The 25,642-nt window shown below is 72.1% G+C and carries 22 protein-coding genes (1 of these 22 running past the window's edge); 10 read left to right on the forward strand and 12 right to left on the reverse strand.

The genetic code is table 11. From position 1 onward, the window contains the following. Window positions 1-278: 278 nt before the first annotated feature. The 3 genes from ACSRUE_RS11375 to ACSRUE_RS11385 form a co-directional block, all read right to left on the reverse strand. Window positions 279-1,037, reverse strand: a complete 759-nt coding sequence (locus ACSRUE_RS11375) for an NAD-dependent deacylase (protein WP_441291026.1) — start codon at window positions 1,035-1,037, stop codon at window positions 279-281. 115 nt (window positions 1,038-1,152) lie between these two features. Next, window positions 1,153-1,515, reverse strand: a complete 363-nt coding sequence (locus ACSRUE_RS11380) for a GFA family protein (protein ID WP_441291027.1) — start codon at window positions 1,513-1,515, stop codon at window positions 1,153-1,155. Between the two features lie 197 nt (window positions 1,516-1,712). Next, window positions 1,713-2,480, reverse strand: coding sequence for an SDR family NAD(P)-dependent oxidoreductase (locus tag ACSRUE_RS11385; RefSeq protein WP_441291028.1), 768 nt, complete (start codon window positions 2,478-2,480; stop codon window positions 1,713-1,715). Window positions 2,481-2,553: 73 nt separating this feature from the next. On the opposite strand from ACSRUE_RS11385, the gene ACSRUE_RS11390 reads away from it, so the two are divergent. After that, entirely contained in the window at window positions 2,554-2,733 is a 180-nt protein-coding gene (locus tag ACSRUE_RS11390) for a hypothetical protein (protein WP_441291029.1), read from the forward strand. Next, window positions 2,727-3,017, forward strand: coding sequence for a hypothetical protein (locus ACSRUE_RS11395; protein WP_441291030.1), 291 nt, complete (start codon window positions 2,727-2,729; stop codon window positions 3,015-3,017). Before ACSRUE_RS11390 ends, ACSRUE_RS11395 begins: the two co-directional genes overlap by 7 nt. A 29-nt stretch (window positions 3,018-3,046) precedes the next feature. Here ACSRUE_RS11395 and ACSRUE_RS11400 read toward each other — a convergent pair whose 3' ends face one another. Together ACSRUE_RS11400 and ACSRUE_RS11405 are read right to left on the reverse strand one after the other, a co-directional pair. Next, on the reverse strand, window positions 3,047-4,336 hold the full coding sequence (locus tag ACSRUE_RS11400; RefSeq protein ID WP_441291031.1) for a putative metal-binding motif-containing protein: 1,290 nt from the start codon (window positions 4,334-4,336) through the stop codon (window positions 3,047-3,049). Between the two features lie 246 nt (window positions 4,337-4,582). Further along, window positions 4,583-5,044: a PIN domain-containing protein gene (locus ACSRUE_RS11405; protein ID WP_441291032.1), complete on the reverse strand. Its 462-nt coding sequence runs from the start codon at window positions 5,042-5,044 to the stop codon at window positions 4,583-4,585. Between the two features lie 238 nt (window positions 5,045-5,282). On the opposite strand from ACSRUE_RS11405, the gene ACSRUE_RS11410 reads away from it, so the two are divergent. From ACSRUE_RS11410 to ACSRUE_RS11420, 3 genes are all read left to right on the forward strand, one after another. Further along, window positions 5,283-6,683: a hypothetical protein gene (locus ACSRUE_RS11410; RefSeq protein WP_441291033.1), complete on the forward strand. Its 1,401-nt coding sequence runs from the start codon at window positions 5,283-5,285 to the stop codon at window positions 6,681-6,683. Window positions 6,684-6,840: 157 nt separating this feature from the next. Continuing rightward, window positions 6,841-7,398, forward strand: coding sequence for a hypothetical protein (locus ACSRUE_RS11415; RefSeq protein WP_441291034.1), 558 nt, complete (start codon window positions 6,841-6,843; stop codon window positions 7,396-7,398). 120 nt (window positions 7,399-7,518) lie between these two features. Next, the gene (locus ACSRUE_RS11420) at window positions 7,519-7,827 is read left to right on the forward strand and encodes a hypothetical protein (RefSeq protein WP_441291035.1); all 309 of its coding nucleotides are present in this window, start codon (window positions 7,519-7,521) and stop codon (window positions 7,825-7,827) included. A 54-nt stretch (window positions 7,828-7,881) separates the two neighbouring features. Here the strand turns inward: ACSRUE_RS11420 and ACSRUE_RS11425 are convergent, their stop codons facing one another. Then, window positions 7,882-9,279 (reverse strand): cytochrome-c peroxidase, encoded by a 1,398-nt coding sequence (locus tag ACSRUE_RS11425; protein ID WP_441291036.1) that lies wholly within the window; start codon window positions 9,277-9,279, stop codon window positions 7,882-7,884. A 460-nt stretch (window positions 9,280-9,739) separates the two neighbouring features. On the opposite strand from ACSRUE_RS11425, the gene ACSRUE_RS11430 reads away from it, so the two are divergent. Next, a complete protein-coding gene (locus ACSRUE_RS11430) occupies window positions 9,740-12,544 on the forward strand; it encodes a protein kinase domain-containing protein (RefSeq protein WP_441291037.1) in 2,805 nt (934 codons plus the stop codon). 5 nt (window positions 12,545-12,549) lie between these two features. Next, the gene (locus ACSRUE_RS11435; protein WP_441291038.1) at window positions 12,550-14,418 is read left to right on the forward strand and encodes a PEGA domain-containing protein; all 1,869 of its coding nucleotides are present in this window, start codon (window positions 12,550-12,552) and stop codon (window positions 14,416-14,418) included. A 19-nt stretch (window positions 14,419-14,437) separates the two neighbouring features. Here ACSRUE_RS11435 and ACSRUE_RS11440 read toward each other — a convergent pair whose 3' ends face one another. Then, a complete protein-coding gene (locus ACSRUE_RS11440; protein WP_441291039.1) occupies window positions 14,438-14,968 on the reverse strand; it encodes an FHA domain-containing protein in 531 nt (176 codons plus the stop codon). Between the two features lie 305 nt (window positions 14,969-15,273). Here ACSRUE_RS11440 and ACSRUE_RS11445 point away from each other — a divergent pair, with 305 nt between their 5' ends. Further along, complete coding sequence (locus ACSRUE_RS11445) at window positions 15,274-17,220, forward strand: ribonuclease R family protein (protein WP_441291040.1); 1,947 nt, start codon at window positions 15,274-15,276, stop codon at window positions 17,218-17,220. A 19-nt stretch (window positions 17,221-17,239) separates the two neighbouring features. Here the strand turns inward: ACSRUE_RS11445 and ACSRUE_RS11450 are convergent, their stop codons facing one another. From ACSRUE_RS11450 to ACSRUE_RS11465, 4 genes are all read right to left on the reverse strand, one after another. Next, window positions 17,240-19,105: a hypothetical protein gene (locus tag ACSRUE_RS11450; RefSeq protein WP_441291041.1), complete on the reverse strand. Its 1,866-nt coding sequence runs from the start codon at window positions 19,103-19,105 to the stop codon at window positions 17,240-17,242. Between the two features lie 34 nt (window positions 19,106-19,139). Further along, window positions 19,140-21,221, reverse strand: coding sequence for a serine/threonine protein kinase (locus ACSRUE_RS11455; RefSeq protein WP_441291042.1), 2,082 nt, complete (start codon window positions 21,219-21,221; stop codon window positions 19,140-19,142). Window positions 21,222-21,329: 108 nt separating this feature from the next. After that, window positions 21,330-22,721: an ABC1 kinase family protein gene (locus ACSRUE_RS11460; protein WP_441291043.1), complete on the reverse strand. Its 1,392-nt coding sequence runs from the start codon at window positions 22,719-22,721 to the stop codon at window positions 21,330-21,332. Window positions 22,722-22,761: 40 nt separating this feature from the next. Further along, window positions 22,762-23,100: a DUF3634 family protein gene (locus ACSRUE_RS11465; protein WP_441291044.1), complete on the reverse strand. Its 339-nt coding sequence runs from the start codon at window positions 23,098-23,100 to the stop codon at window positions 22,762-22,764. A gap of 216 nt (window positions 23,101-23,316) precedes the next feature. Between ACSRUE_RS11465 and nadA the strand changes: the two genes are divergently transcribed. Beyond that, window positions 23,317-24,276, forward strand: coding sequence for a quinolinate synthase NadA (gene nadA / locus ACSRUE_RS11470; RefSeq protein WP_012240033.1), 960 nt, complete (start codon window positions 23,317-23,319; stop codon window positions 24,274-24,276). 21 nt (window positions 24,277-24,297) lie between these two features. Here the strand turns inward: nadA and ACSRUE_RS11475 are convergent, their stop codons facing one another. Further along, the gene (locus tag ACSRUE_RS11475) at window positions 24,298-25,131 is read right to left on the reverse strand and encodes a hypothetical protein (protein ID WP_441291045.1); all 834 of its coding nucleotides are present in this window, start codon (window positions 25,129-25,131) and stop codon (window positions 24,298-24,300) included. 160 nt (window positions 25,132-25,291) lie between these two features. Here ACSRUE_RS11475 and ACSRUE_RS11480 point away from each other — a divergent pair, with 160 nt between their 5' ends. Continuing rightward, window positions 25,292-25,642: the 5' portion of a DUF4920 domain-containing protein gene (locus ACSRUE_RS11480; RefSeq protein WP_441291046.1), read on the forward strand. 192 nt of this gene lie beyond the right edge of the window; only the first 351 of its 543 coding nucleotides appear in the window; the start codon lies at window positions 25,292-25,294; its stop codon lies beyond the right edge, outside the window.

The following is a 25,642-nucleotide window of genomic DNA, read 5'->3' on the forward strand; positions in this document are numbered from 1 at the left end:
GGCAGCCGGGGAGGGGCGGGCGGGCGCGTCGAGGCGGTGCCAGGGTGCGACGGGCTGGTGGTCGACCTGGACGAGCTCTGGGGCGAGCTCGACCGGCTGGGGGAAGAGGAGCCGGCCGAGTCACCTTCTCCGGCTCAGCCACCGGACGGGTCGTTCCACGAACCAGGGACGAGCTCGGGCGGAACATCGACTCCGACGGGCAGCCATGGCTGAACAATGCGGTCCTCGCCGTCGTCTGGCGGCAGCCCGAGCAGCTGCCACGCAGCGCGCGGAGCCGGTCAGCCGCCGGGCTCGATGCGGGAGAGGATCCCCTCCAGCGCCTCGACGGCGCGCATCGGGAGCCGCACCGAAACGGCGGTGGAGATCGCGGTGAGCGCCGGGTTGATCTCGATGGTCGGAACCCCGGAATGCGCGGCCTCCAGGACCGGCCTCGTGATGTAGGGGAACAGGCTCGACGTCCCGATCGAGACGACCACGTCGAAGCCCCGCGCGAGCTCCCGCCGGAGGATCTCGACCTTCTCCAGCGGGAGCATCTCCCCGAAGAGGACGACATCGGGCCGGAGCACGGCGGCGCACGCCGGGCAGCGCGGGCACGGGGCGAGCTCCGCGTAATCGTCGACGTGCGCCTCGTACGGGCAGCGCGTGCAGAGGATGCGGTGGAGATCTCCGTGGATGTCGATGACGTTCGTGGAGCCCGCGCCACGGTGAAACCCGTCGACGTTCTGGGTGAGCACCCAGCAGCGCGCGAGGCGGCGCTCGAACCGGGCGATCGCCGCGTGCGCTGCGTTGAGCCGCGCGCCGCGGCACGCGCGCTCGATCTGGTGGACGTACTTCCACGTGACCTCGGGGCGCCGCTGGAACATCTCGCCCGAGAGCGCCTCCTCGATGGCCATCCCCTCGTCGGTCGCCTTGTCGCCGTAGAGCCCTCCGATCCCGCGGTAGGTGGGGATGCCGGAGGCCGCGGAGACCCCCGCGCCGGTGATGAAGAGGGCTGAGCGGGCCGAGGCCAGGAGCGCGCTTGCTCGATCGATCGACATCGGGCGCCCAGTCTACCCGTGTCGCCCGAGCCCGCGCCCGCGGATTGGCCAGGTGCGCGAGCACGGGCGCAGGGCCGGCGGTGGTCGGCCGCGGCCCCGGCCAGCCGGGGCGCGACTACAGGCTCTTCCCGTCGAATTTCATGATCTTGAGCGCGTCGATATCGACGTCGTCCAGGCAGCGGACGTTGATGGCGCACATCTCCTGTCCGTTGGGGCCGACTCCCCGCGCGAACGACTCGACGCCGCAGACCGAGCAGAACACATGGTGAATGACCTTCTTGTTGAACTGGTAATCGGTGAGAACGTCGCCACCCTCCTTGAGCGTGAGCTGGTCCACCGGCGCGAAGGCCAGCATCGCGCCCAGCTTCGAACAGCGCGAGCAGTTGCACATGACCACGGGAGCGCTCAGGTCCACGTTGACCTCGTAGCGAACCTTCCCGCAGTGACAGCCTCCTGTATAGGTCTTGAGCTCCGTCATGCGCGCATGGTGCCACAACGAGCCGGCCGCGCGCCGCGAAAACGCGAGGCGCCGCGGCGGGGTGCGCCTGCGCAATCGATGTTCCGCGCCGAGGCGTCGCAGCGGCAGGTCGCTCGCGCCGCATTGCATTCTGTCGGAAACTTTTCTCGACTCAGGCTGTCGAACGACGCCGCTCCTCGGCGAGGGGCCGTGCCCGCCTATTGCTCCTCGTAGTTCCAGGTCAGCCCGCCATCGACGAAGTAGGTCGAGCCGGTCACGTAATCGGCGTCTGCCGAGGCGAGGAACACGGCGAGCCCGGCCACGTCCTCCGGCTTTCCCAGGCGGCCCAGCGGGATCTGGTCGAGCAGCGCGCTCAGCTTGTCGCGATCCTTGAGCAGAGCGGCGTTGATCTCCGTCTCGATCGCGCCCGGCGCGATGGCGTTCACGGTGATCCCGGCGCCGCGCAGCTCCACGGCGAGCGTGCGCGTGAGCATGCGGACGCCGCCCTTGCTGGCGCAGTACGACGCGAAGTGGGGAAACGGGAGATCCTCGTGAACCGAGCTGATGTTGATGATCTTGCCGGGCCGCCGCGCCTCGCGCAGGTGACGGACCATCGCCTGGCTCCCGAAGAACACCGCTTTGAGGTTGGTGTTCATGACGTCATCGTAGTCCTCCTCGGTCACCTCCCAGAACGGCGCCCGCTTCTCCAGCCCGGCATTGTTGACCAGCACGTCCAGCCGGCCGAAGCGCGCGACGGCCTCCTGGATGAGCCCTTGCATGCTCTGGACGGAGGCGACGTCGACGGCGAACAGATGACCTCGCCTTCCGGCGGCCTCGACCTCTGCCAGGGCTTCCTCGGCACCCTCCTTGCTCTTGTGGTACGTGAGCGCCACGTCGGCGCCTTCCCGGGCGAACCGGACAGCGATGCTGCGGCCGATGCCCCGGCTGCTCCCTGTGACCAGCGCGATCTTGCCTTGCAGTCTCATGGGGACCTCCTGTCTTCGCGAGCATTGTGCGCGCCGCGCCCCGCGGGGATCGCCAGGAGATAGAATACCGCGCATGCGCATCGCCTCCCTGCTGCCGTCCGCGACCGAGATCGTCTGCGCGCTGGGCGCCCAGAGCGAGCTCGTCGGTGTCTCGCACGAGTGCGACTTCCCCGAGGGGCTGGCCGGCCTCCCGGTGCTCACGCGCCCACGCTCTCGCCGGCCGCGCTCGCCGCGCTCGATCCCGACGTGGTGATGATCAAGCCGTGCGGCTTCACCCTCGAGCGCACGCTCGATGAGCTCGCTCTCCTCCCCCGTGTGCTGCCCTGGGCGACGTATCGGGCCGTGGCGCAAGGCCGCGTGTACATCGCTGACGGCAACGCCTTCTTCAATCGCCCAGGTCCCCGCATCGTGGAGTCGCTCGAGATCCTCGCGGCCTGCGCTCACCCGGCCCTGTTTGCCGACGCGCGCCGCGCGCATGCCCGGTCGGTGGTGCGGATCGACGCGGAGCTCCGGCGGCACGCCTTCGAAGACGAGTGACCCCGGCGCTCGACGCCTGCAAGGAAGGCTTACCCTAGGGGGCCACTCTTCCGCAGGCGCCGCAACGCGAGGAGGGCGAACGGCGAGACGAGCGTCAGCAGCCGCCACGGAGACCCGCCGCGGGGGGCGCCGGCGTCGATGGCGCAACCGCCGCTGTCCGCTCCTCCCTCGTCCGGCGCGCCGCCGCCCGCGGAGCCTGCAGAGGCAACCGCGCCGCCGGCGCTTCCGGAGCTTCCGACGCTCCCGGCGCTGCCAGCGCCCACGGCCGTGCCGCCGCCGGTCCCGCTGCTGCACGTGCCGCTCGGGCAGCCCTCGCCGGGCGCGCAGAGGCCCGGGTCCTCGTCGACCTCGCCGTCGCAGTCGTCGTCGAGCGCGTTGCACACCTCGGGGCTCGGTTCGCCGGGCGTGCATGACCCGGGGGTGCACGCGGTCGCTTCCCGCGCGCACATCCCGACGCCGCACACCTCGCGCACGCCCTCGTCGATCCGGCCATCGCAGTCGTCGTCGACGAGATTGCATATCTCGGGCGCGTCCGGGTGGACGTCGGGGGACCTGTCGTTGCAGTCGTTGGAGCTCGGCGCGTACCCCTCGGGGGGACACTTCGCCATGACGGTCGCGCCGAAGAACGAGCCGTAGCCGTCGCCGTCGGCGTCTTCATACTGCGTTGTGACCTCGAGGTTCTCGTCGATCTCGCCGTCGCAGTCGTCGTCGATCTCGTTGCACGCCTCTTCCTGACCGGGATGGATGTTGACGCTGTAGTCGTCGCAATCGCCGCCGCGGTCGGCGTGATCGGCCGGCCGGGTGCAATCGACCCTGGGCACGCTGGAGTCGCCGTACCCGTCGGCGTCGCGATCGAGGTAATACGTCGTCCCGGTGCATCCGTAGGCAAACGCGGTGTCGGCGGACGAAGCGCCGTCTCCGCGGGGGCTGTTGTCGCCGTTGGCCGCGAGGGCCCACACCTGGACGACGACCCCGCCCGGAGCGCCCGGCGCGATCCACTGCGCGTCGAAGCGGACGACCCCGCCGCTCGCCCGCTTCGGCGCGTCGTGGACGAGCTGGTGCTCGTCGATGAGCTTGGTGCCTTGACCGTTGATGGGGGAGAGCCGGCCTGTTTCGGTGAGGAGATAGATGCCCCCGGCGTTGATGTTGGCAGACCGGATCTGCACCTGCAGAGTCACCGTCTCGCCGGCCGCCGGGTTCTTCGGGCTATGGTCGATGGTGATATCCGGCACCGCGCCGCCGGTGTGGCAGCCGTTGCACCCCTCCACCGCCGTCCCGGCGCGGCGGGCGTGGGCCTGCGACGCAGCCAGGGTGGTCAAAAGGGCCAAGCTCACCGGGAGGACCGGTGAAATAAGCGATGTACTTCGCATGCGCCTCGCCGCGCAGCTCAGGCTCGCGAGCTCCGCGCGCTCCGCTGCGACGCTCAGGGATAGCCGCCCTCGCCGGGTGCGACAAGTGCATATGCGCGGAGTGTAAACTTGCGCCGTGGCCGTCCAGGATTGCTGTTTTTCGACGTTTCTGGGACGGCAGGTAGCGTGAAGCGCATTGCGGCTCGCTGCAATGCGTTATCCGAATTCGAGCCGAACGTGCTGTGGCCTTGTCACATCGCAGACGACACCGTGGTACTTGAGGAGCCCTTCGTCGAGCGTCACCACGGTCGCATCCGCGCGGCGGGCGGCCCACAGGTACACGAGGTCGGTCGCGTTGGCGAAGGGCCTGCGGCCCCGCATGCGCCTCGTCAGCTGGGCGAGGAACTCCGTGATGGCGCCCGCGTCCTCGGGCGCGACCAGCTCGATCGCGAGGCCTCCCAGCGGGCTCGTGGCCGCGGGCGCGGCCCGCCGCGACATCGCGAGCCGCTGCTCTGCGACGTACACCTCCAGCCATAGCTCGGGCGGCGCGAGCACGCGCGCCGCGCCCGCGGCCACGGCGGCGCGGGCGCGCTCGAGAAAGGCGATCGCGTCCGCGTGCCCGGGCTCTGCGGGCTTCATCGAGGCGATGGCGACGGAGCTATCGAGAACGATCCGCATGAGGCCTCATCGGTACGGACGCACCCTCGCACCGCTCCAGATCTGTCCGGCGGGCCGGGTGGTTTGGTGACATCGAGACCCGGTATCCAGGACCGCGGCCGGATGGAAAGTCGACCGGTAGCATGGGCCGAGGCCGCATGCCTGGCGGCAGGGCGATGGCACACGCTGGCACGGCGGGCTCGCACGGCGGTCGAAGCCACGGGTGTTCGCCCGGTACATGCCTTGCTTGTCGCCGTCCATGCGAAAGTTCCTGCTTCGAATCCTGGTCGCGTCCCAGTGGGGCGCGAGCCTTGCGCTGGTGTCGGGCTGCGGCACGCACGTCGAGTCCGGCCCCAGCTCCAGCGCGCCTGAAGGCGTGGCATCGGGGGTGAGCTCCGGCTCGAGCTCGACGGGAGGCGCGGCATCGGGGGTGAGCTCCGGCTCGAGCTCGACGGGAGGCGCGACATCGGGGGCCGGCGGAGGTGGCGAAGTCGATCCTCCTGACGCCTCGGCGCCGCTCGATCCCCATCCGGATCCGACCTGCGTTGGACCGTTTCACGACGGTGGCTATTACGGCCAGTGCTGTTACGAGGTGCACTGCACGGCGCCGGTCGGCGGCGCCTGCCCTGCGGCCTCCGAGGCGGCGCCGCACCTCGACGACCTGCCGCCCGGCTCGGGGACGTGCACGTGCAGCGCCGAGGGCGAGGGCGCGGCCGGGTGGATCCAGGGCCCCTACGCGAACCGAAAGGCCTCGGATCCGGCGCGCTGCTGCTACCTCGTCGGTTCCATCTCCTGTGAAGGGCGCCCCCTCCTGGTCCGTGGCGAGCCCCGCGTCGCGCCGCTCGCGCACGCCCCGAGCGCGTGGTCGCAGACCGACGCGCGGCGCTTCGAGCGCGCGCTCGCCGACGCCGACCTGAGCGCGCTCGCGCCCGCCGAGCGCCGCGAGCTCGCCCGGCGCTGGGCCGAGCGTGGCCAGAACGAGCACGCCTCGGTCGCCTCCTTCGGCCGCTTCGCGCTCGCGCTGATGGCGCAGGGCGCCCCTCCCCAGCTGCTCGAAGCGGCGCACCGCGCGGCGCTCGACGAGGTGCGGCACGCGCGCGTCGCGCTCGCGATCGCCTCGGCGTACGCGGGGGAGCCGGTGGGCGTCGGCCCGCTGCCCCTGCACGGCGCGCTCGACGACCTCGGCTCGCTCGAGGCCCTCACCCTGGCGACCGTCGTGGAGGGCTGCGTCGGAGAGACCCTCTCGGCCATCGAGGCGGAGGTCGCCGCGCAGGCGGCGCGGCCGCCGGCGGTGCGCATGGCGCTCCAGGCGATCGCGCGCGACGAGGCCCGCCACGCGGAGCTCGCCTGGGCGTTCGTCCGCTGGGCCGTCACGACGGGCGGCGCGCGCCTTCGAGGGCGCGTCGCCGCGGCCTTCGCGCGCGCGCTCGACCAGGTGGGCGCCGGAGCGCCGGGCATGGCGGACCGCGATCTCCCGCCCTCCCACGGGTTCCTCGCCGAAGGCGAGCTCCACCGGCTGCGGCGGCAGGCCGTGGCCGACGTGCTCCGCCCCGCCGCCGCCGCGCTCGTCGACGAGCGTGGCTCATCCGCCGGACGAGAGTTCAGCGGCGCTCGCGGGAATGACGTGCTGCGCGGCGGCGCGACGTACCTGCCGACGTGACCTGGCGCCGGGCAAACGCCGTTCTCCTCGGGGCCGGGCCCGACCTCGCGGACGCCGGCGCGCTGCCGAGGCGGCGCGCCGGCGACAGCCTGGATCCAGGCGCGCAGTCAAGCCCTGGGCACGATCTTGCTTGCGCGTCGCGACGAGGTGGAACGACATGGCTACACTCTCGACGTCTGCATGGGTGCTGCATGAGCTCGGTCTGGCCGCGGGGTTCGGTGGCCCCCTCTTTGGCCGGCTGGCGTTGCGCCAGGCGGTCAAGGACATCCATTCCGAGGCCGAGCGGGGCAAGGTGCTCTCTGACGCATGGCAGCGGTACAACCTCGTCAGCGCGATCTCGCTCGGCACCGCCGCGGCCACCTGGTTCATCGGGCGGACGGTGATCTCGGGGCGATCGATCGACCGTGAGACCCGCGATCTGGTGCGCTTGAAGGACCTCCTCCTGGGCGCGACGCTGGCCACGAGCGTCGCCAGCATGCTGGGCGGACAGCAGATGCGCGAAGAGGCGCCCGACGGCGGAATGCCTCTCCTCAAGGAGGGTGAAGCGCCGGCGCCGCGACCGCGCGCGAAGGCCGCGGCGCTGCAGCGGCTCCTCGGCGTCATGGGGCCGCTCAACATCGCCCTCACGGCGGGGGTGATCGGCGTGACCACGGTCCTCGCCATGAAGTCCGGTCGTTCGGCGAAGTGGAGCCTCCTCTCCCGGCTGCTGCCTTGAGCTGCGCCGCTCCCGGGAGCGGTCGCCGGAGAGCGCCGGCGCGCCGCCCTGGCGGCTGCCCACTGGCGTCCACCTGGACGGCGCCGGCGCGCGGCGCCGCGCTCGTGATACGGTGGGCCGATGAAGGTGATGACAATCATGGTGCTCGCCCTCGTCGCCCTGGGCTGCGGCGACGAGCACGGCGAGGAGGGGTGCCCTGAGCTCTGTGAGCAAGCCGTGGAGTGCCCGGGGGGCGCCGCGACGGAGCAGAGCTGCCTCGCGATGTGCAGCGCCGATACGGAGGCCGCCGAGGAGGCTGGTTGTCACGACGCGTGGGAGTCGTACCTCGAGTGTCGCAACCACGCCGAGGACAACTGCGATCCCGCGAAGTACGACGAGGAGTGCAGCATCCAGAAGGAATCGCTCAGCAGCTGCCTGAACCGCAGCTGAGCCGGGGTGCCGGCGGGCGCTCGACCGCGTGAGCGCCGCCCGCCCGGCCCGCGGCTACTCGAAGCGGTGGACCTCGCGCCCGCTCGGGAGCTCCTCCGGGATGAGCGCCTCGAGCCGCTTCGGCGTCGCGCGCGGGTCGAGCAGCGCCTCTCCCACGAAGGCGCAGAGCCAGCCGATCTCCTCCTCCGTGAGGTCGATCGGCGCCTGCAGCAGCGGGTCGACGGCGGCGAGGACCGGCGCGAGCGGGCCCATCTCACCCCGCAGGTCGCGATCGAGGTGCTTGTTCGTGTACTCCGTGGCCGACGTGTAGACGTCGAGGTGGTGGCGGATGGCGCCTTCCAGCGACGTGAACGCGCCGTTGTGGAAGAACGTGGGCTGGAGGGCGACGTTGCGCAGCGGCGAGGTCCTGAACTTGTACCGATCGGCCGGATCCCCCGTGACCTGCTCCAGGCCGAAGTCCTCATCGGCGTTCGGGCCGTCGAAGACCACGTTCGAGTGCGCCGGATCGTCGGTCGGCGCGATCTGCGGCACGCCGATCGCGTGCTGCTGGAAGTCGCTGAACATCTCGTTCGACTCCCCCGACACCGCGTGGCACCTGACGCACCCCGCCTCGCCGAAGAAGAGCAGCGCGCCGCGCTTCTGCTCCGGCGTCATCGCGTGCCGGCGGCCGCGGGCGAACCTGTCGATGGGCGCGTCGGCGAACGTGAGCGACATCTCGAACTCGGCGATGGCGGCCGCGATCATCTCGTAGGTGATGTCGTCCCCTCGCTTCACCGCCTGGAAGCTCTTGGCGAACCGCTTCCGGTACGCCTTCACGTCGTTCACGCGCGCCGTGGCCTCCTCGCGCACGACATCGTGCGATTGCGGCGCCTCGTACCCGGTCATCTCCGTGACCTCGGTCGGCGGGATGAACGCCTGGGCGTTGAGCAGGTGCGGCAGGGAAGAGAGCGACATCCCCTCCGGCGCGGTGAACGAGAACCCCTGGCTGTTGTCGAAGGGGTCGCCGGACACGGCGAAGAACCGCGAGTTCCACATCAGCGCGGGATAGAAGGCCGTGTTGATGATGGTGGGCGCGCGGCGCTGGTTGCGCGGCCCTGTGCGGTGCGGCCCGACGACGCCGTTGCTGTCGATGCCGATCGCGATCGACTGCGTGTCGGCGAAGCCCGCGGTCGGCGCGTGGCAGCCTGAGCACGAGTTGTCGTCGTTCAGGCCGAGGAGGCTGTCGAAGAAGAGGTCACGCCCGAGCTTCGCGAGCTTCTTGTCGAGCTTCCGCCCGAGCCGCGACTCCAGGGTCGACTCGATCTCTCCGGTGAACCCGTGTCGTGCGAGCACCTTGACGAGCTGCTCATCGACGGAAGAGCCCTTGGCCCGCGCCGGCCGCGCCAGGATGAGCGTGAGGACGAGAAAGGCCGTCAGGGCGGCGAGCGCGCGCCCGAGGGATCGCAGGGTCATGGTGCCTCCGGGTCCCCCGGCGGGGGAGGCGCACATCGGGGTGCGCGCTTGAGATCAACCAGTCCTGCCCAGATCCTGACCGAGCGGCGGCGAATGGGATGATGGGAGTCTAGACTCGTGAGCTTTCGATCGGCAAGACAAATGAGACAAATATTCCATGATTCAAAGGGCTTACTGCGTGTTCATGCGTATCCCCTCGTATCCCCTCGTATCCCCCCGTGCTCTTGCGTGTCCCCGCGTATCCCCTCGTGTCCTTGCGTATACGGCGGTCCGTTCACCGCGTTACCTGCGGTTGTCGCGCCTACATTCGGCGGGCGCGCCGCGGTGCGGCGGGCGTGGCGTCGTTGTAGGTGCGTGGCCGGCGCTCCGCGACGGTGCGGCGCCCGCGCGCAGCGCGCCTCCGAGGTCGCGTGCCACTCATGCTTTGTGGGGCGCGATGGGCCGTCGTATGCTTGAGGACATGGGCCGGACAGCACCTCTGGTGGATCCGACGGCGCTCGTGGGGGGCGCGCTCACCGGCGGATATCGGATCGTCCGCGTCCTCTCCGCGCAGGGCTTCGGTGTCGTGTTCGAGGCCCGGGGCCCCTCGGGTCGCCGCGTCGCGCTCAAGGTCTTGCGGCCCGAGGTCGTCACCGAGGACACGCTGTCACGGCTCACCCGCGAGGCGAGCGTCACCGCGAAGCTCGACAACGCGCATGTCGTCCCGATCGTCGATGCCGGCCACGACCTCGAGCGCGATCTCGCCTACCTCGTGATGCCGCTGCTCGACGGGACCGACGTCGCCGCCCTGCTCGCCGAGACGGGGCCGCTCGCGCCCGATGTCGCCGTGCGGATCGCGCTCCAGGCCGCCGCGGGGCTCTCGGCGGTGCACGCCGCGGGCCTCGTCTACCGCGACGTGCGGCCGCCGCGCATCTTCCTGGAGCACCTCGAGAGCGGAGAGATCCTCGTCCGCGTCTTTGGTTTCGGGCTCTCGAAGGGCTGTGACACGGCCACCTCCGCCCCTGGCAAGGCGGCGAGGAGCACCGGTCCTCTGCGCGACGAGTCGGGGCCGCAGGACCGCTCCGCGGACGTGCGGGGCGACGTGTTCGGCCTCGCGGCGACGCTCTACGAGATGCTCTGCGGCGTCTCGCCGTGGGCCGAGCTCGACGTCACGGCGGACACGGCCGAGCTCGGCCCCGCGGACACGGCGGCGGACGCGCCGGCGTCGTCTCTTGCGCATCTTGCGCAGCTCCCGTCGATCCAGGATCGCGCCCCGTGGATCGAGGCGCGCCTCGCGACCGCGCTCTCGCTCGCGCTGCACAGCGACGTCGACCGGCGCTATCCGTCGATCGAGGCGTTCGCCGAGGCGCTGCGCGCCGCGTCGGGCAGCGAGGAGCGCATCACCATCGACATGCTGAGGCCGCTCGATCCCGAGCTGCGCGAGGCCGTCGCCGAGCGCGCCGGCGCCGAGACCGATCCGCTGGTCGGCCGCGAGCTCGGCGGCCGGTACGCGGTGCGCCGGCTGATCGGGCGCGGCGGGATGGGCGCCGTCTACGAGGCGGAGTCGCCCGAAGGGCGGCGGGTGGCGGCCAAGATCATCTTCAAGAGCGCCGTCGGGCAGGACGACCACGCCGTGCGCCGCTTCATCCGCGAGGCGCGCGCGGTGACCGCGATCCAGAGCCCGCACGTGGTCAAGACGTTCGAGCTCGGCACGGATCTCACGCTCGCGACGCCGTTCATCATCATGGAGCTCCTGCACGGCGTCGACCTCGCCAAGCTCCTCAGGATGCGCGGCCCGCTGGAGCCGGAGCCCGTCGTGCGCGTGTTCATCCAGGCGGCGCGCGGGCTCGCGGCGGCGCACGCCGAGGGGATCGTGCACCGCGACATCAAGCCGGCGAACCTCTTCCTGCACGCGCCGTTCGAGGGCGCGGCCCAAAGGCCGTCGACCTCGATGGCGCCGCCGTCCGCCCGGCGCGGCCCGCTCGCTTCGGGGCCGCCGTCCACCCGGCGCGGCCCGCTCGCTTCGGCGCCGCCGTCCACCCAGCGCGGCCCGCTCGCTTCGGCGCCGCCGTCGGTGCGGCGCTCCTCCGGCTCGGTCCGCCCGCCGTCCTCGGGGCGGCGCCCGTCCGGCTCCATCCGCCCGCCGTCGTCGAGCGATCGCAGGATCGTGGTCAAGGTGTGCGATTTCGGCATCGCGAAGCGCACGGGGGATGGCGTCTCGCACGAGCTCACGCGCGCCGGCGGCGTGCTCGGGTCGCCCATCTACATGTCTCCCGAGCAAGCGAAGATGGCGAAGGACGTCGATCACCGCTCCGACATCTGGAGCCTCTCGGTCTCGCTCTACCAGGCGCTCTGCGGGAGCTGCCCCTGGGATCCCAACGCCTCGCTCGCCGAGCTCCTGCTCGCGATCTGCACCGAGCGCGTGCCGCCGCTCTCCGGGGCCGCGCCGTGGGTCTCCCCGGCGCTCGCGGCCGTCGTGCACCGCGGCCTCCTGCGGGATCCCGCGGAGCGCTGGCAGAGCATGGAGGAGCTCATCGCCGCGCTCGAGCCGCACGCGGAGGGCAACGGCGTCGTCACGCTGGATCAGCTGCGGGGCATCGACCCCGAGCGGCGCGCCGGCGCCACCCCGATCTCCGCGCTGCGCGAGTCCAGGCTCTCGCGATCGGTCGAGGGGGAGGAGCGATCCATCGGCGGCAGCTCGTTCACCGCCGTGAAGGAGCCTTCCGGTGTGGCACGGCGGCGCTTCGTCGGGGCGGCGGTCACGGTGGTCGCCCTGGCCGCGATCGGCGGCGGTCTCGCGCTGCGCGCCTCGACGGGCAACGAGCCGCTCGCGTCGCCCGCCGCGCCGAGCGAGCCCGCGCTGCCCGTCGCGCCCGCACCCGCACCTGCGCCTGTGCCTGCGTCCTTCACCGCCGTCGTGACGCTCCCGAAGGACGCGATGGTGCGGGTCGACGGCGCGGCGCGTCCGGTGAGCGACGGCCGGCTCGACCTGACGGGCAAGGCCGGCGACACGTTCGAGATCGAGGTGACCCGCGGCGGCGCGACCACGAAGGAGACGGTGTTCCTGCTGAGCGACGGCACGATCCGCCCTGATCGCATCGATCTCCAGCCGCCCGCGCCGGCCTCTGCGTCGGTCGCGGCCTCCGAGCCTGCCCCGCGCCGTGACAGGAAGCGCCGCGTCCCGCGCGGCGCTCTTCCCGTGGCCGAGCCAGCTGCGCCCTCCGCCACGGGGGCGCCTGCGGCTCCGCCGGCTCCGACCGCGGTGGTGCCGGTCGACCGGTGGTGAGACCGATGCCGTGCGCCCGTCGCGCCCTGCGGCGCTGCTTTGCGGCCTGTGCGCTCGCCGTGGCGAGCGCGGCGCCTGCGCCTCCGGCCCGCGCGCAGCCCCCGCCGGCGGCGGCTGTCCCGGGCGCGCCACCCGAGCCGCCTGCGCCGGCGCCCGCGTCGCCCGCGCCGGAGCCCGCGCCGGCCGCGTCGCCGGACGAGGCGCTCGCCCGGGCCAAGGCGCTCTTTCAGGAAGGGAACGAGCTGCGCAAGATCGGCGACTTCCAGCGCGCGCTCGAGCTCTACCTGAGGTCGCGTCAGGTCGTCGCGTCCGTGCCCAACACGCTCAACGCCGCCTTCTGCCTCGATCAGCTCGGGCGCTACGACGAGGCGCTCGAGCTCTACGAGGCGCTGCTCACGGAGCTCCGCGCGGAGCTCGGCGAGCCGGAGCGCCGGAGCGTCGCGTCCGCGATCGCCACGCTGCGAGCGCGGATCGGCAGCGTCGTCGTCTCGTCGAACGTCGATGGCCTGGTGCTCATCGACGGGAGGCAGCGCGGCCGGCTCCCCCTCGCCGGCCCGATCCGGCTGCTCCCCGGGGATCACACGCTCCGTGTGGTCAAGGACGGCTGGCACACGTTCGAGCGGATCGTGACCGTCAGGGTCGCCGAGACCAGGTCGGTGGACGCGAAGCTCGATCCGCTCGCCAGCACGGGCCGGCTGAAGATCGAGGACGAGCGGCTCGTCGGCGCCGATCTCACCATCGACGGCGCGCTGATCGGCCAGCTGCCGTGGGAAGGCGCGCTCGCGCCTGGCCCGCACTTTTACTCGGTGCGCAAGGGCAATTTCGGCTCTGCGCCCCGCGAGGCGAACGTCATCGCGGGGCAGCTCGCCGTCGCCACGGTCGAGGCGGGGCCGCTCGGCGAGGAGGTCCGCGTCGTCGCCCAGCCGCTGAGCGCGGAGCTGACCATCGACAGCGTCCCGGTCGGCAAGGGGCAGTGGCGCGGGGCGCTGCCGCTCGGGCGCCACACCTTCGAGGCGCACGAGCCGGGCTATTTCTCGCGCACGCTGCGCGCGACCGTCGACAACACGACGAGGGGCGACATCGTCCTGCCGCTCGCCATCGACGACGCGCACCCGCGCTGGGGTCGGAGGGTCGGCGTCTTCCGGTTGGAGGCGACCGGCGGCTATGCCTTCGCCTCGTCGCTCGAGAGCGACGCCGAGCGGAGCTGCGGCAGCTACAGCTGCTCGGGCATCTCGCGCCCGTCCGGCGTTCTGGCCGGCGTGCGCGGCAGCTACGAGTTCCCGATCGGCGCCGCCATCGAGCTCACGGCCGGGTACCTGAGCCTCCGCACGACGCTCGATCGCTCGCTCGACGCGACGTACGCCGCTCCGCGCGGGGGCGACGAGAGGCTCCCCATCCGCTACAGCTTTCACGACGACATCGGCATGGCCGGCGTGACGGTGATCGTCGGCGGCAGCTATCATTACGGGCTGTCGTCATGGCTCGACGTCGGCGGCGCGCTCGGGCTCGGCGTGGTGCTGGCCGAGATGAGCGACGAGGTGACCGGCACGGCGTCCGACGCGGAGAGGACCGTCAGCGTGGCCGTGCAGAACGCGGGCAGGGCCGTCCGCGCCGCCGCCCCGTTCGCGATGCCCGAGCTGAGGCTCCGGCTGAAGCTCGGGCGCCTCAGCGCCAGCGCGGGCCTCGGCGTCGGCTTCTTCCTCGTCGACGGCCCGCCGCTCGAGACGGGCAGCACCTACGTGGTCGGGGCCGAGTGCGACGAGGCGCACCCCACGGTCGACTGCGCGCCGGGCAAGAAGGTCGTGTTCGAGGAGCTCGCCCACGGTACGTTCACGATGTTCTTCCCGAACGTCTCCGCGGGATACCGGTTCTGAGCGCCGCCGCGCGCGGCGCTCACCGGTTCGCCTGGTCCCTCGCGAGGCGCGCCTGCTCGCGCACGAGGTCGAAGAGGGCCGCCGCATCGAGCAGCGACGTCGTGAGCCGGCCGAACTGGAGCACGTCGCCCACCGAGACCTCCTGCGGCTCGCCCTCGGAGAGCAGCTTGCCGTTCACGCGGGTCCCGTTCTGCGAGCCGTTGTCGATGAGCACGAGCTGCCCCTGCTCATTCCGCCGGAAGTGCGCGTGCAGCTTGGACACCGAGGGGTGACGCAGCACCACGTCGCAGTTGCGCGTGCGGCCCACCGAGATCTGGTCGAGATAGGGATTGCCCTTCGCCTTGACGAGCTGGAACACCTCGCTCGCTGGGCCGGGCGGAGGCGGCGGTTTCCGGTGCGCCGCCGGCGATGCGGCGACCGTCCGGAACGCGATCTGCTGGTTGTCCGGACCAGCCTCGGACACCACGAGGAGCAGGTTCGTCACCTGGCGGACGAAGCGGTCCCGAGGCATCACACGCGCTAGCTCGATGATGTCCCCTGAGTCTTCCACGATGTGCCGAGTATAAGCCGATCCGGCGCCGCGAACCGTCCAGGGAGGCACTTTTGCCGTGGCGTCCCGGCGTCCCGTCCATGGACGGGGGCCGGCGCACGTGGAACCGCGATGCCGCCCGCACGTCATCGCAGCGCGGCGCGAGGCACCCCGGGCCTCCGAGCGCATCTCGGCATGCAGCGCGCGGCGCCGCGACGTCACGCGCCGCTTTGTTTACCGTGTTGCAGTAATTCTCTTGCGTCGATGCGAGCTCGACGGGCAGCTTGTGCTCGAACGCGCCGGGATCTGGCGTACCTTCCGCGCCTATGCACGCACCCGTTCGTGGACGCATCTCGGTCAACCCCCGTGGCTTCGGGTTCCTGAACATCGAGGCCTCGCCGGAGAAGGCGGGGGGGCCGGGCAGGCCGGGCTGGGCTGCCCTCGGCTCGGCGACCGCCTTCATCGCGCCGCCCGATCTGAACCCGTTCCTTGACGGCGACGTCGTCGACGCGGTCGTCGTCGAGGCGGAGCCGGGCCGCTTCAGCGCGTCGCAGCTCGCCCTCGTCCAGCGCGATCGCTCCGAGCTCTTCGGGACGGTCGTATCGCACGCGAAGCGGCCGCACCTCCGGGTCGATCGCCTCGTCTCCAACACGGACTGGCCGTTCAAGCCGGGCAGCGCCGACGACCTCCCCGAGGGCGCCGCGGTGGTCGCCACCATCGAGGGCGCGGTGGTCGTCCCGGCGCGCGTCGTCGCGTCGGAGGCCGACCTCGGCATCGAGCGGTGCCTCGCCCGCAACGGCGTGCGCGCCGTGTTCTCGGGCGAGGTCCTCGATGCGTCGCGCGCGGTGGTCGCCGCTGTGTCGGTCGAGCGCGAGCTCGCGCGCGGCCGCCGCGACCTGCGCGACGTCATCACCGTCACGATCGACGCGCCCGTCACCACGGACATCGACGACGCCGTCGCCGTGCTGCCCGCCGGGCCCGACGGGGCGCTCCGCGTCCTCGTCTCGATCGCCGACGTGGACACGTTCGTCCCCGAGGGCTCGCCGCTCGATCTCGAGGCCCGCGCCCGGGGCACGAGCGTCTACCTGGCTGGCCGCGTCATCCCGATGCTCCCCGACGCGATCTCCGGCGACGCGGCGAGCCTGCTCCCCGGGGTCGATCGGCTCGCGGTCACGGTCGAGCTGCGCATCGACCCCGAGGGGGGCATCACGTCGATCGACCTGCACGAGAGCGTGATCCGCTCGCACGCCCGCCTCTCGTACGACGCCGTCGAGGAGTTCCTGACGACGGGCCGCTCCGCCGGCATCCCCGAGGCGGCCCGGCCGGTCGTGCGCTGGCTCCGCACCGCGGCCGCGCGGCTGTCGACGGTCCGCGCGGCGCGCGGCGGCGTCGAGCTCGATCGCGAGGAGGCGTACGTGACGCTGGACGCCGAGACGCGCGAGCCGACCGCCGTCTCGCCGCGCTCCGACACGGGCGCGCACCGCCTCATCGAGCGGCTGATGGTGGCGGCGAACGAGGCGGTGGCCAGCTGGCTCGTGGCGCGCGGGCTCCCCTGCGTCTTTCGTGTCCATGACGAGCCGACCGAGGAGCGCGTCCGCGCGCTCGAGCAGTTCGCGCACAACTTCGGCGTCGAGGCCGGCTTCGGCGCGCGCCTGAGCCCCCTCGGCCTCGCGGCGTTCGAGGCGCAGTACAGGGGCTCCGAGCTCGCGCCGGCCATCCGCACCGTGCTCGGCAAGGCGCTCGGCCCTGCCCGGTACACGGGCGCCGGAGGCCTGCATTTCGGCCTGGGCGCCCCGCTGTACCTGCACTTCACGTCCCCGATCCGCCGCTACGCCGACCTCGCGGTGCACCGCGTGGTCAAGCGCTATCTCCAGGGCCACCGCGACCAGCGCGTCGACTCCGAGGTGCTCGCGTCGCTCGCCCACCACCTGAACGCGCGCGCGCGCAGCGCCGCCAAGGCCGAGACGGAGCGGCACCGCATGCTCGTGGCGCGCCTCTTCGCGTCCCGCGTCGGCGAGGAGATCGAGGGCTACATCGTATCCATCAAGCCGTTCGGCCTCGTCGTCCAGATGGTCGAGTCCGGCGCGACGGGCACGATCGCGCTGGAGGCGCTGCCGGGCGGCCCGTATCGGATCGACGCCGCCGCCCAGGCGCTGGTCGGCGCGAGCCGTCGCTACGGCGTCGGCGAGCCGATCCGCGCCGCCATCGCGGCGACCAACGAGGAGCTCGGCCGCGTCGACCTCGTCCCTGCGGGCGCCCGCGGCGCCCCGTGACCGGGGCCGCGGCTCCGGTCTACGGCGACAGGAGCACGACGAACGCGTCGGTCCCGTTCGCCACGTGCTCGCCGAGGCCGAAGTCGATCTTCCCCTCGGCGGTGCCAGAGAGCGCGATGACCCCCGTGCTCGGCGCGATGGCCGCCGCGTTCGACTTCTGGTTGCCGGCGGCGCCGAGCACCTTCCCCCAGAGGTGGTTGCCATCGGCGTCGAGCTTCGCCACGAACGCGTCGAAGCCGCCGCCGCTGGGCAGCGGCCCGCCGCCGAGGTCGACCACGCCCTGGACCGAGCCGGTCACCACCACGCCGTTCTCCGCGTCCGTGGCGATCGACGTGCTCTCCTGGGTGCCGTCTCCGGCGAACCACCGCGCCCACACGGGTACGCCGTCGGGGGCGAGCGACGCCACGAACGCCGTCTGCACATCGTTGGAGGGGAGCGTGCCGGCCGCCCCGAAGTTGAGCTCGCCCATGTACGTCCCGGTCACGAGCACCGCGCCCGAGGGAGCGACGGCGATGCCGGTACCTGCCTGCGACGCCGTGTCTCCATAGTCCGAGAGCCAGACGCCGTTCCCGCTGCTGTCGAGCTTCAGGACGAACAGGTTCGGCCCGAGCCCGGTGTTCTTCACCTGCCGGGGGCCGACGGTCAGGGTGCCGTTGTACCGGCCGGTGACGAGCACGCTGCCGTCGTTGCCGACGGCGGCGCTGGTGGCGAACTGGTTCTTGTCGTCTCCGTAGATCCTGGTCCACAGGGTGGCGCCGAGCGGATCGTACTTCCGCACGAAGATGTCGGTGCCGCCTGCGCTGGTGGCGCAGACCGGGACGGGCGGCGACGAGCAGAGCAGCGAGCCGCTGAAGTAGCCGGCGATCACGATGTTTCCGGCGGGGTCCACCGCGATCGAGCGCAGCGTCTGATCGGCCGCGTCTCCGAGCTGGCGTGCCCAGCCTTGCTCGCCCTTCTCTCCGCTCATCGTGACCACGAAGGTGTCGAGCGCGTTGACGCTGCGCAGCGTCGTGCCGCCGAACGTGAACGAGCCGTAGAACGTCCCGCCGAGCACGAGGTTGCCTTCAGGCGTCACAGCGAGCGCGTTGAGCGTCTCGGCGCCGCTGCCGCCGAACCTCACGCTCCAGCGGTGCTGTCCCGAGGGGTCGAAGCTCGCGACGTACACGTCGGAGGTGCCGATGCTGACGAGGGTGCCCGTCTCCTTGCCGGTCAGGTTGATGGTCCCCGAGAAGGTGCCGCCGATATAGACGTTTCCCTGCGCGTCGACGCCGACGCTGGTCGCGCTCTGGGTGTTCTGGTCACCGTAGAGGGCGGCCCAGAGCGGCGCGCTGCAGGCGAAGCCGTCGCAGTCCTCGTCGGTGTCGTCCGTGCACGTCTCTCGTTGCGGGGTGACCTGGCCGTCGCACGGCCGCCACGACGTGCCCGAGAGATCGCACATCTGTAGCCCCACCGCGCAGAGCCCCACGCCGCTCGTCCCCTCGGGGCCGCTGTAGCAACTCCTGATCTGGCCCGGGGTACACACGCACCCCGCGTCGGGCTCGTTCGTCGCGCCGTCGCAGTCGTCGTCCACGGTGGTGCTGCAGTCCTCGGGCCTCGGGACCACGGCGCCTTCGCACTCGCCGAAGCTCTGGCCGTCTGGCTGGCACCTCCGCACGCCCGCCGCGCACACGCCGACACCCTCGGTGTCTGCCGGGCCGGGATAGCAGGGCTGCACGTCGCCGGAGCTGCAGAGCGGCGGCGCGCCTCCGCTGCCGCCTCCGCCGTCGCCGCCGGCGTCGGGACGTGGGCCGATCGGCACCGGGTCCGAGCACGCTCCCGAGAGCGTGAGCGCCAGCGCAGACCCGACGAGCATCGATCGAGCGCGCGGGGTTGTCCTCGTCACCATGGGGGGGCGGAGCTCCATGTTCGGCGATCTGGCTTCAGTCCTGGCGTGATTTTCTCGTCCGCTGTTTCTTCTTGGTCAAGTCGATGATGAACGTGCTCGCGGGCGGCGCGCTCGCCGGCGCGTTCGGCGCGTCTGGGCGCATCGTCTCTGGCTCGTTCACGTTGCTCCGCGATCCTGGCTCGTTCACGTTGCTCCGCGATCCTGGCTCGTTCACGTTGCTCCGCGATTCGTCGGTGCTCTCCGACGACGGGGAGAGCTGGGTCGGCCTGGCGCTCGCGCTCTGGGCCGGCAGCAGATCGTGCTGGACCGCGTCGCCCTGGGGTTCGTCGCGGAGCGCCATCCAGACCGCGAGCACGCTCACGATCATGAGCGCCATGCCGCCGAGCGCGAGCGGGATCACGAGCTTCGGCGGCAGCCTCGGCTGAACGTGGCGCGGCGCCCATGCGGCGGCCGGCTGCTCGCCGTAGGGCGCGCTGGCGCTGTGCGGCGGCGAGGGCGCGCCGTAGGCCGAGCCGGTGTTGTGCAGCGACGAGCCGGTGTTGTGCAGCGACGAGCCGGTGTTGTGCAGCGACGAGCCGGTGTTGTGCAGCGACGAGCCGGTGTTGTGCAACGACGCGGGCGCGCCGTGCGGCACGCCGTGGGGCACGCCGGCGCTGTGCCGCGAGGCTGGCGCGCCGTAGGCCGGTCCGGTGTTGTGCAGGCCGGAGCCTGTGTTGTGGAGCGAGGCGGGCGGGCCGTGGGGCGCGCCGGCGCCGTGCGCCGGGGCGGGCGCGCCGTAGGCCGGTCCGGCGTTGTGCAGGCCGGAGCCTGTGTTGTGGAGCGAGGCGGGCGCGCTGTGGGGCGCGCCGGCGCCCTGCCGAGATGGGGGCGCGCCGTGCGCTCCGGCGTGGCCGGCGCCGGTGTTGTGCAGGGCCGAGGGCGGTCCATTCGGCGCGCCGGGGACGGCCTGCGCCATGCCGGGGTGGCCTCCGTGCGCCTGGGCCGCATCCATGGCGCTCCCGCGCGGAGCGCCGGGCGCCGCCATCGTGGCGGCCTCCCACGAGGGCGCCCCGCTGTTGCCTGGGCCGAGCTCCGACCCGATCGCGGGCGCCGAGCCCATCTCGTTCCATCTCGCGCCCGACGGGGCCGCGGGCCGCGGCGGAGGCGCGGCCTGCGCGTCCGCCGAGGCGGCCGCCGACAGGAGCATCGGGGAGAGCGGCGGCGCGCCCGCCGACGGCACGTCGCCCGCCGCGAGGCGCGCCGACGCGTGCGGCGGCGCCGCTCCATGCAGGAGCGCGCGCACGTCGGCCTGCATCGTGCGTGCGTCCGGGTAGCGCCGGTCGCGATCGAACGCGAGCGCCCTGTCCACGACGAGGCACAGCGCGTGCGGCGTCTCCGGCGCGACGCTCGCGAGCGGCGGCGCCGCCATGGTCGCCATCTTCACGAGCAGCTCGGACTCCGTGCGCGCCTCGTGGATGCGCCGCTTCGCGATCACCCGGAACATGGTCGCGCCGGCGGCGAAGAGGTCCGCCCTGTGGTCGACCGAGATGCCGCGCACCTGCTCCGGGGCCATGTACGACACCGTCCCGAGCGTCGCGCCCGTGCGGGTCCGCATCGCCGTCTTCACGCCGTCGCGCATGCGCGCGATGCCGAAGTCGAGCACCTTGAGGCGCCCGGTCTTCTCGACGAAGAGGTTGTCGAGCTTGATGTCGCGGTGGATGATCCCCTGCCCGTGCGCGGCGCCGAGCACGTCGAGCAGCTCATCCATGAGCCGCAGCATCTCGCCCAGTTCGATGTTGCCGAGCCGCTGGAGCCGGTCGGCGAGCGACTCGCCGTCGAGGAGCTCCATCACGAGGAACGGCGCGCCGTCCTCGGTCACGTCGATGTCGCGGATCTCGACCACGCCGGGGTGCTGGAACCGATTGACGGCCTGCGCCTCGCGCTCGAACCGGGCGCGCAGGTCCTTCGAGCGCGCCACCTCGGGGTGGAGGATCTTGATCGCCTCGCGCCGCCCGATCTTGTGGGTCGCGGCATAGACGGCGGCCATCCCGCCGATCCCGACGAGGCGATCGATCGTCCATTTGCCCCGCAGGGTCGTTCCTACGCGCCTTTCGCAGGCCGCCCTCTCGTCGTCCATGCCCCGATCGAATGTCACAGCGTGCGGGATCGAGGTCAAGGTGAGAGCCGCGGCGGAAGCGACCTCGGCGCGCCTCTCCGCGCCGACGAGCCTACCAGCGATCCTCGCTCAATCGGGGACGGGGTGCACCCCGTCGCGCACCCAGGGATCGATGGTCCGTCGGAACGCCGCCTCGGTCCGGAGCCCCGCCAGCACGGACGCGAGCCCCCACTGCAGGCGATTCACGAACGTGAAGTCCTGCGGCATCTTCGGCACGTGGGGGATGGTGGGCATCTTCTCTCCCTCCTTGAGGGCGAGCCCCCGGATGCCGCGGGTCAGGTACGCCACCGTCTCGCGCGCCTTCTCCGGCGAGCACTTCCAGGTCCCGTGCGTGCACAGCGGGACCATGAGCTCCATCGTGTAGCTCCGGTAGAGATCCCAGCTCTCGTCGGCCGGGTCGTAGCCGAGCACCTCCACGCACGCCCGGTCGAACTCCTTCCAGTCCGCGTCCATGGCGGCGCGCATGTAGCGCTTCATGCCCGCCACGAGGTCGGGCGGGAGCTGCTTCACGCAGCCGAAATCGAGGATCGTGACGCGGCCGTCCTCGTGGAAGCGGTAGTTGCCCGGGTGCGGGTCGGCGTAGAGCCAGCCGTACCGGAGCATCGAGCGGAAGGTGAAGCGCCAGATGGAGAGGCCCGCGCGGTTCTTCGCCTCCTGGCTGCCGCGCTCGCAGAACTCGGCGTAGCTCATGCCGTCGATGAGCTCGAGCGTGAGGACGCGCCTCGTGGTGAGGCTGTGGTGGACGCGCGGGATAGAGACGTCCTCGTCCCCGGCGTTCATGCGGCGGAACAGGTCCGCCATCTCGGCCTCGCGCGCATAGTCGAGCTCGGACAGGAAGACCTTGCGGAGCTCGTCCACGGTCTGCCGGGCGTGCAGCTTCTTGGCGAGGGGCGCCATCATCGCCTCGAGCATCGAGACGCTCTTCAGGTCGTTCTCGATGGCCCTGTCCATGCCGGGGTACTGCACCTTCACCGCGACCCGCTCCCCCGACCTCGTCGTGGCCCGGTGCACCTGTCCGATGCTCGCCGCCGCGAACGGCTCGCGCTCCCAGGCCGCGAACACGTCCTCGGGCGGGGTGCCGAGCTCCTCGCGGATCATCTGCTCCGCGGCCTCCGGCGACAGGGGCGGCGCCTTGTCGAGCAGCTTCTTCAGCGTGGCCTGGAACTTCTCCTCGTATCCCGGCGGCGCGAGCCCGTCGATGTAGCTCGCCATCTGGCCGAACTTGAGCGGCAGGCCCTTCATCTCGCCGAGCGTCTTCAGCATCGCCTCGGCGGTCTTCTTGACCTCCTGGGCCATCCTCCTCCGCGCTTCGGCCTCTTCCTCCTCGGTCCGGGTTGCGCCGAGGACGCGCTTCGCGCCCTCGATGGCGAACGGGATCGTGCGGGGCGCGAGGCCGGCGAGGCGCGCGAGGCGTCCCAGCTTGGAGGTCGGCGGATTGTCTCGGGGTTTGTCGTCGGCCATGCGGGACTGACTCGCTAGGGTGGAAATGTCGGCGGCGGGGTCATGCGCCCGCGCGGCGCTTCGGGGCCGCGCGGATCTTCGGAACCGGCCACATGGAGACGGTGTTCCTCAGCTGCTGAGCCTGCTCGGGAGAGATATCCCCTTCCACGTGGACCCGGGCGCGCCGGTCCTCGACCACGACCCGCACCGCGCCCCGCCCGACCGGCGCTGCGCGGAGGACGTCCGTGATGTCGTCGAGCAGCCGCTGCGGCATCCGGCCCCGGAGCATCCGGACGTTGCGCCCCTCGACGCGCACGTAAAATAGCTCATTTGCGCGCAGGAGCGCCACGACGAGCGGTATGACGAGGGCGAGCAGGGCGACGGGGATCAGGAGGGACATGGGTGGCCGCCCACGACGAGAGCTCCTCCCCAGGCCCACCGCGGGCCTCGATCGTGGACCGGTGCCGGCCGTTGTCAACGAGGGAGACGCGGCTGGAGCGCCCTGCGCGGCCGGAGCGCCGGCGAACGCCGCACCGGCTGCGTGGCCGTGGCTGGAGCGCGCCGCGCGGCTCGGGGCCCTGGCCAGCGCGCCGCGCGGTGCCTACCTTGGGCAGCCATGACGAGCGCCGCGCCCCAGCCTGCCGCCATCGATCCGCGCCTGGATCTGCACGACGAGATCAGCCGCCTGAAGCGAGAGAGGAACGCCGTCCTCCTGGCCCACTACTACCAGGACGGCGACATCCAGGATCTCGCGGACTTCCTCGGCGACTCGCTGCAGCTCGCCCAGCAGGCGAAGAAGACGACCGCGGACGTCATCCTGTTCGCCGGCGTGCATTTCATGGCCGAGACGGCGAAGATCCTGAACCCCGAGCGCATCGTCGTGGTCCCCGACCTCGCGGCGGGCTGCTCGCTCGCCGACGGCTGCCCCGTCGACCGCTTCCGCGCCTGGCGCGCCCGGTACCCCGGCGCGGCCGCGATCTCGTACATCAACTGCTCCGCCGAGGTGAAGGCCGAGAGCGACTACATCTGCACGTCGTCGAACGCGGAGAAGATCGTCCGCGCGATCCCCGAGGGGCAGGAGATCCTCTTCGCGCCCGACAAGAACCTCGGGCGCTGGCTCGTCGAGCGGACGGGCCGCCCGATGCGCCTGTGGCAGGGCAGCTGCGTCGTCCACGAGACCTTCAGCCTGCGCAAGATCGTCGCGCTGCGCGAGCGCCACCCGGACGCGAAGCTCATCGCGCACCCGGAGTGCGAGGAGCCGATCCTGCGGATGTCCGACTACATCGGCTCGACGACCGCGCTGCTCAAGTACACGACCGCGGACGACGCCCTGAAGTACATCGTCGCGACGGAGAGCGGCATCGTGCACCAGATGCGCAAGGCGTCGCCGCACAAGGAGTTCATCGAGGGCCCGCCGGAGGGCAACTGCGCTTGCAACGAGTGCCCCTTCATGCGGCTCAACACGCTCGAGAAGGTCTATCTCGCGCTGCGCGATCTCGCCCCGCGCCTGGAGATGGCGCCCGAGCTGCGCGAGCGCGCGCGCGTCCCGATCGATCGCATGCTGGCCCTCAGCTGAGCTCGCCGCGCGACGCGGCGATCACAGCACGAGGGAGAGGCCGAGCGTCTGGACGAACGAGCCTCGGGCCTGCGGCAGCGCGCCGACGCTGCGCCGCCGCCCCTGGGCGTCGATGGCCTGGCCTTCCCGGGTGGCGTCGCCGCCCCGGCCGAGCAGGAAGGCGCCCGAGGTCTCCAGCTCGATCGTGAGCCAGCGGCGGATGATGTCGAACGACACCCCGAGCCCCAGCGGGATCTCGACGTACGACGCGCCGCGCTCGCGGATCGTGAACTCACCCCCGGGGTCGGAGACCCGCATGCGATCGAAGTCGAACCGGTCGTAGCCGACGCCGACCGACAGCCACGAGCGGGCGCGCTCGCCGAGCGGAAGCGTGGGCGCGAGGCGCGCGCCGAGCGCGAGGGTACGCACCGTGGGCGCGCCGTCCTCGCGTGGCTCTGCCGTGATCGGGCCGGGCTGCGCGAGCGCGCCCGCCTGGAGCGCGAGCTCGTGCTCGGCGTGCACGAAGAAGGCGGAGAAGCGCAGGTAGTCGAAGATCTCCCAGCGCGCGTGGGCCCCGACGCCGATCGCCGGCTTCAGGCGAACCCCCGTCGGCTGGCCCGCGGCGTCGTCCGAGCCGAACCGGTTGACGAGGGCGATGTCCGCGCCCACCTCGATGTGCCTGGCCCACGGCAGGCGGGTCCGGGGGGGCGCGGGCGGCAGCGGCGGCCGCGGAGGTCCCGGTGGCCGCTCGGCCGAACCGGCATCCTTGGAGGTCGCGGCGCTCGAGGGCTCCTCGGCGTGCGCGGTCGAGGCGCAGGCGAGCGCGACCGCGCACGCCGCCGTGCCTCGTCCGACGCGGGCGCGAGCGGTTCGCATGCCCGCCCTTGTAGCAGGCTTTTGTGAGCGGCCGAGCCGCCAGCTGCGCTCGCGCCCCCCCGCCACCTGCCGCTGGGCCGCCGGGCCCGCTCCGCCGCCGCCGAGGTGCTCTTCCCTGGCCCGGTGGCAGGGGCCCGTCGGGTCGGGCAAACTCGTCGCCATGCGTGCAAATCCCATCGCCTCCCTGTTCTTCCTGGTCCTTGCGCAGCTCGGCTGTTCCGCCGAGCGCAAGCCCGACGCCGAGCCGGCTCCTGGGGCCGGGCTTCCCGCCGCCGAGGGCGCATCGCCGATGCAGGCGTCGGCTTCCGGGATCGCGCGGCTCGAGAAGAAGCAGTTTGGCGCGCCCATCACGGAGAGCTCGACGACGCCGCTGCCGGTGCTCCTGCAGGAGCCGGGCAAGTTCAGCGGAAAGACCGTCCGGACCGAGGGGGTCGTCTCGGCCGTGTGCAAGTCGATGGGCTGCTGGATGGAGATTGCCGACGAGTCGGGGAGCGCCCACATCAAGATGGCG

It is taken from the genome of Sorangium sp. KYC3313 (genome assembly GCF_052075895.1).
GTDB classification, from domain to species: domain Bacteria; phylum Myxococcota_A; class Polyangia; order Polyangiales; family Polyangiaceae; genus Sorangium; species Sorangium cellulosum_B.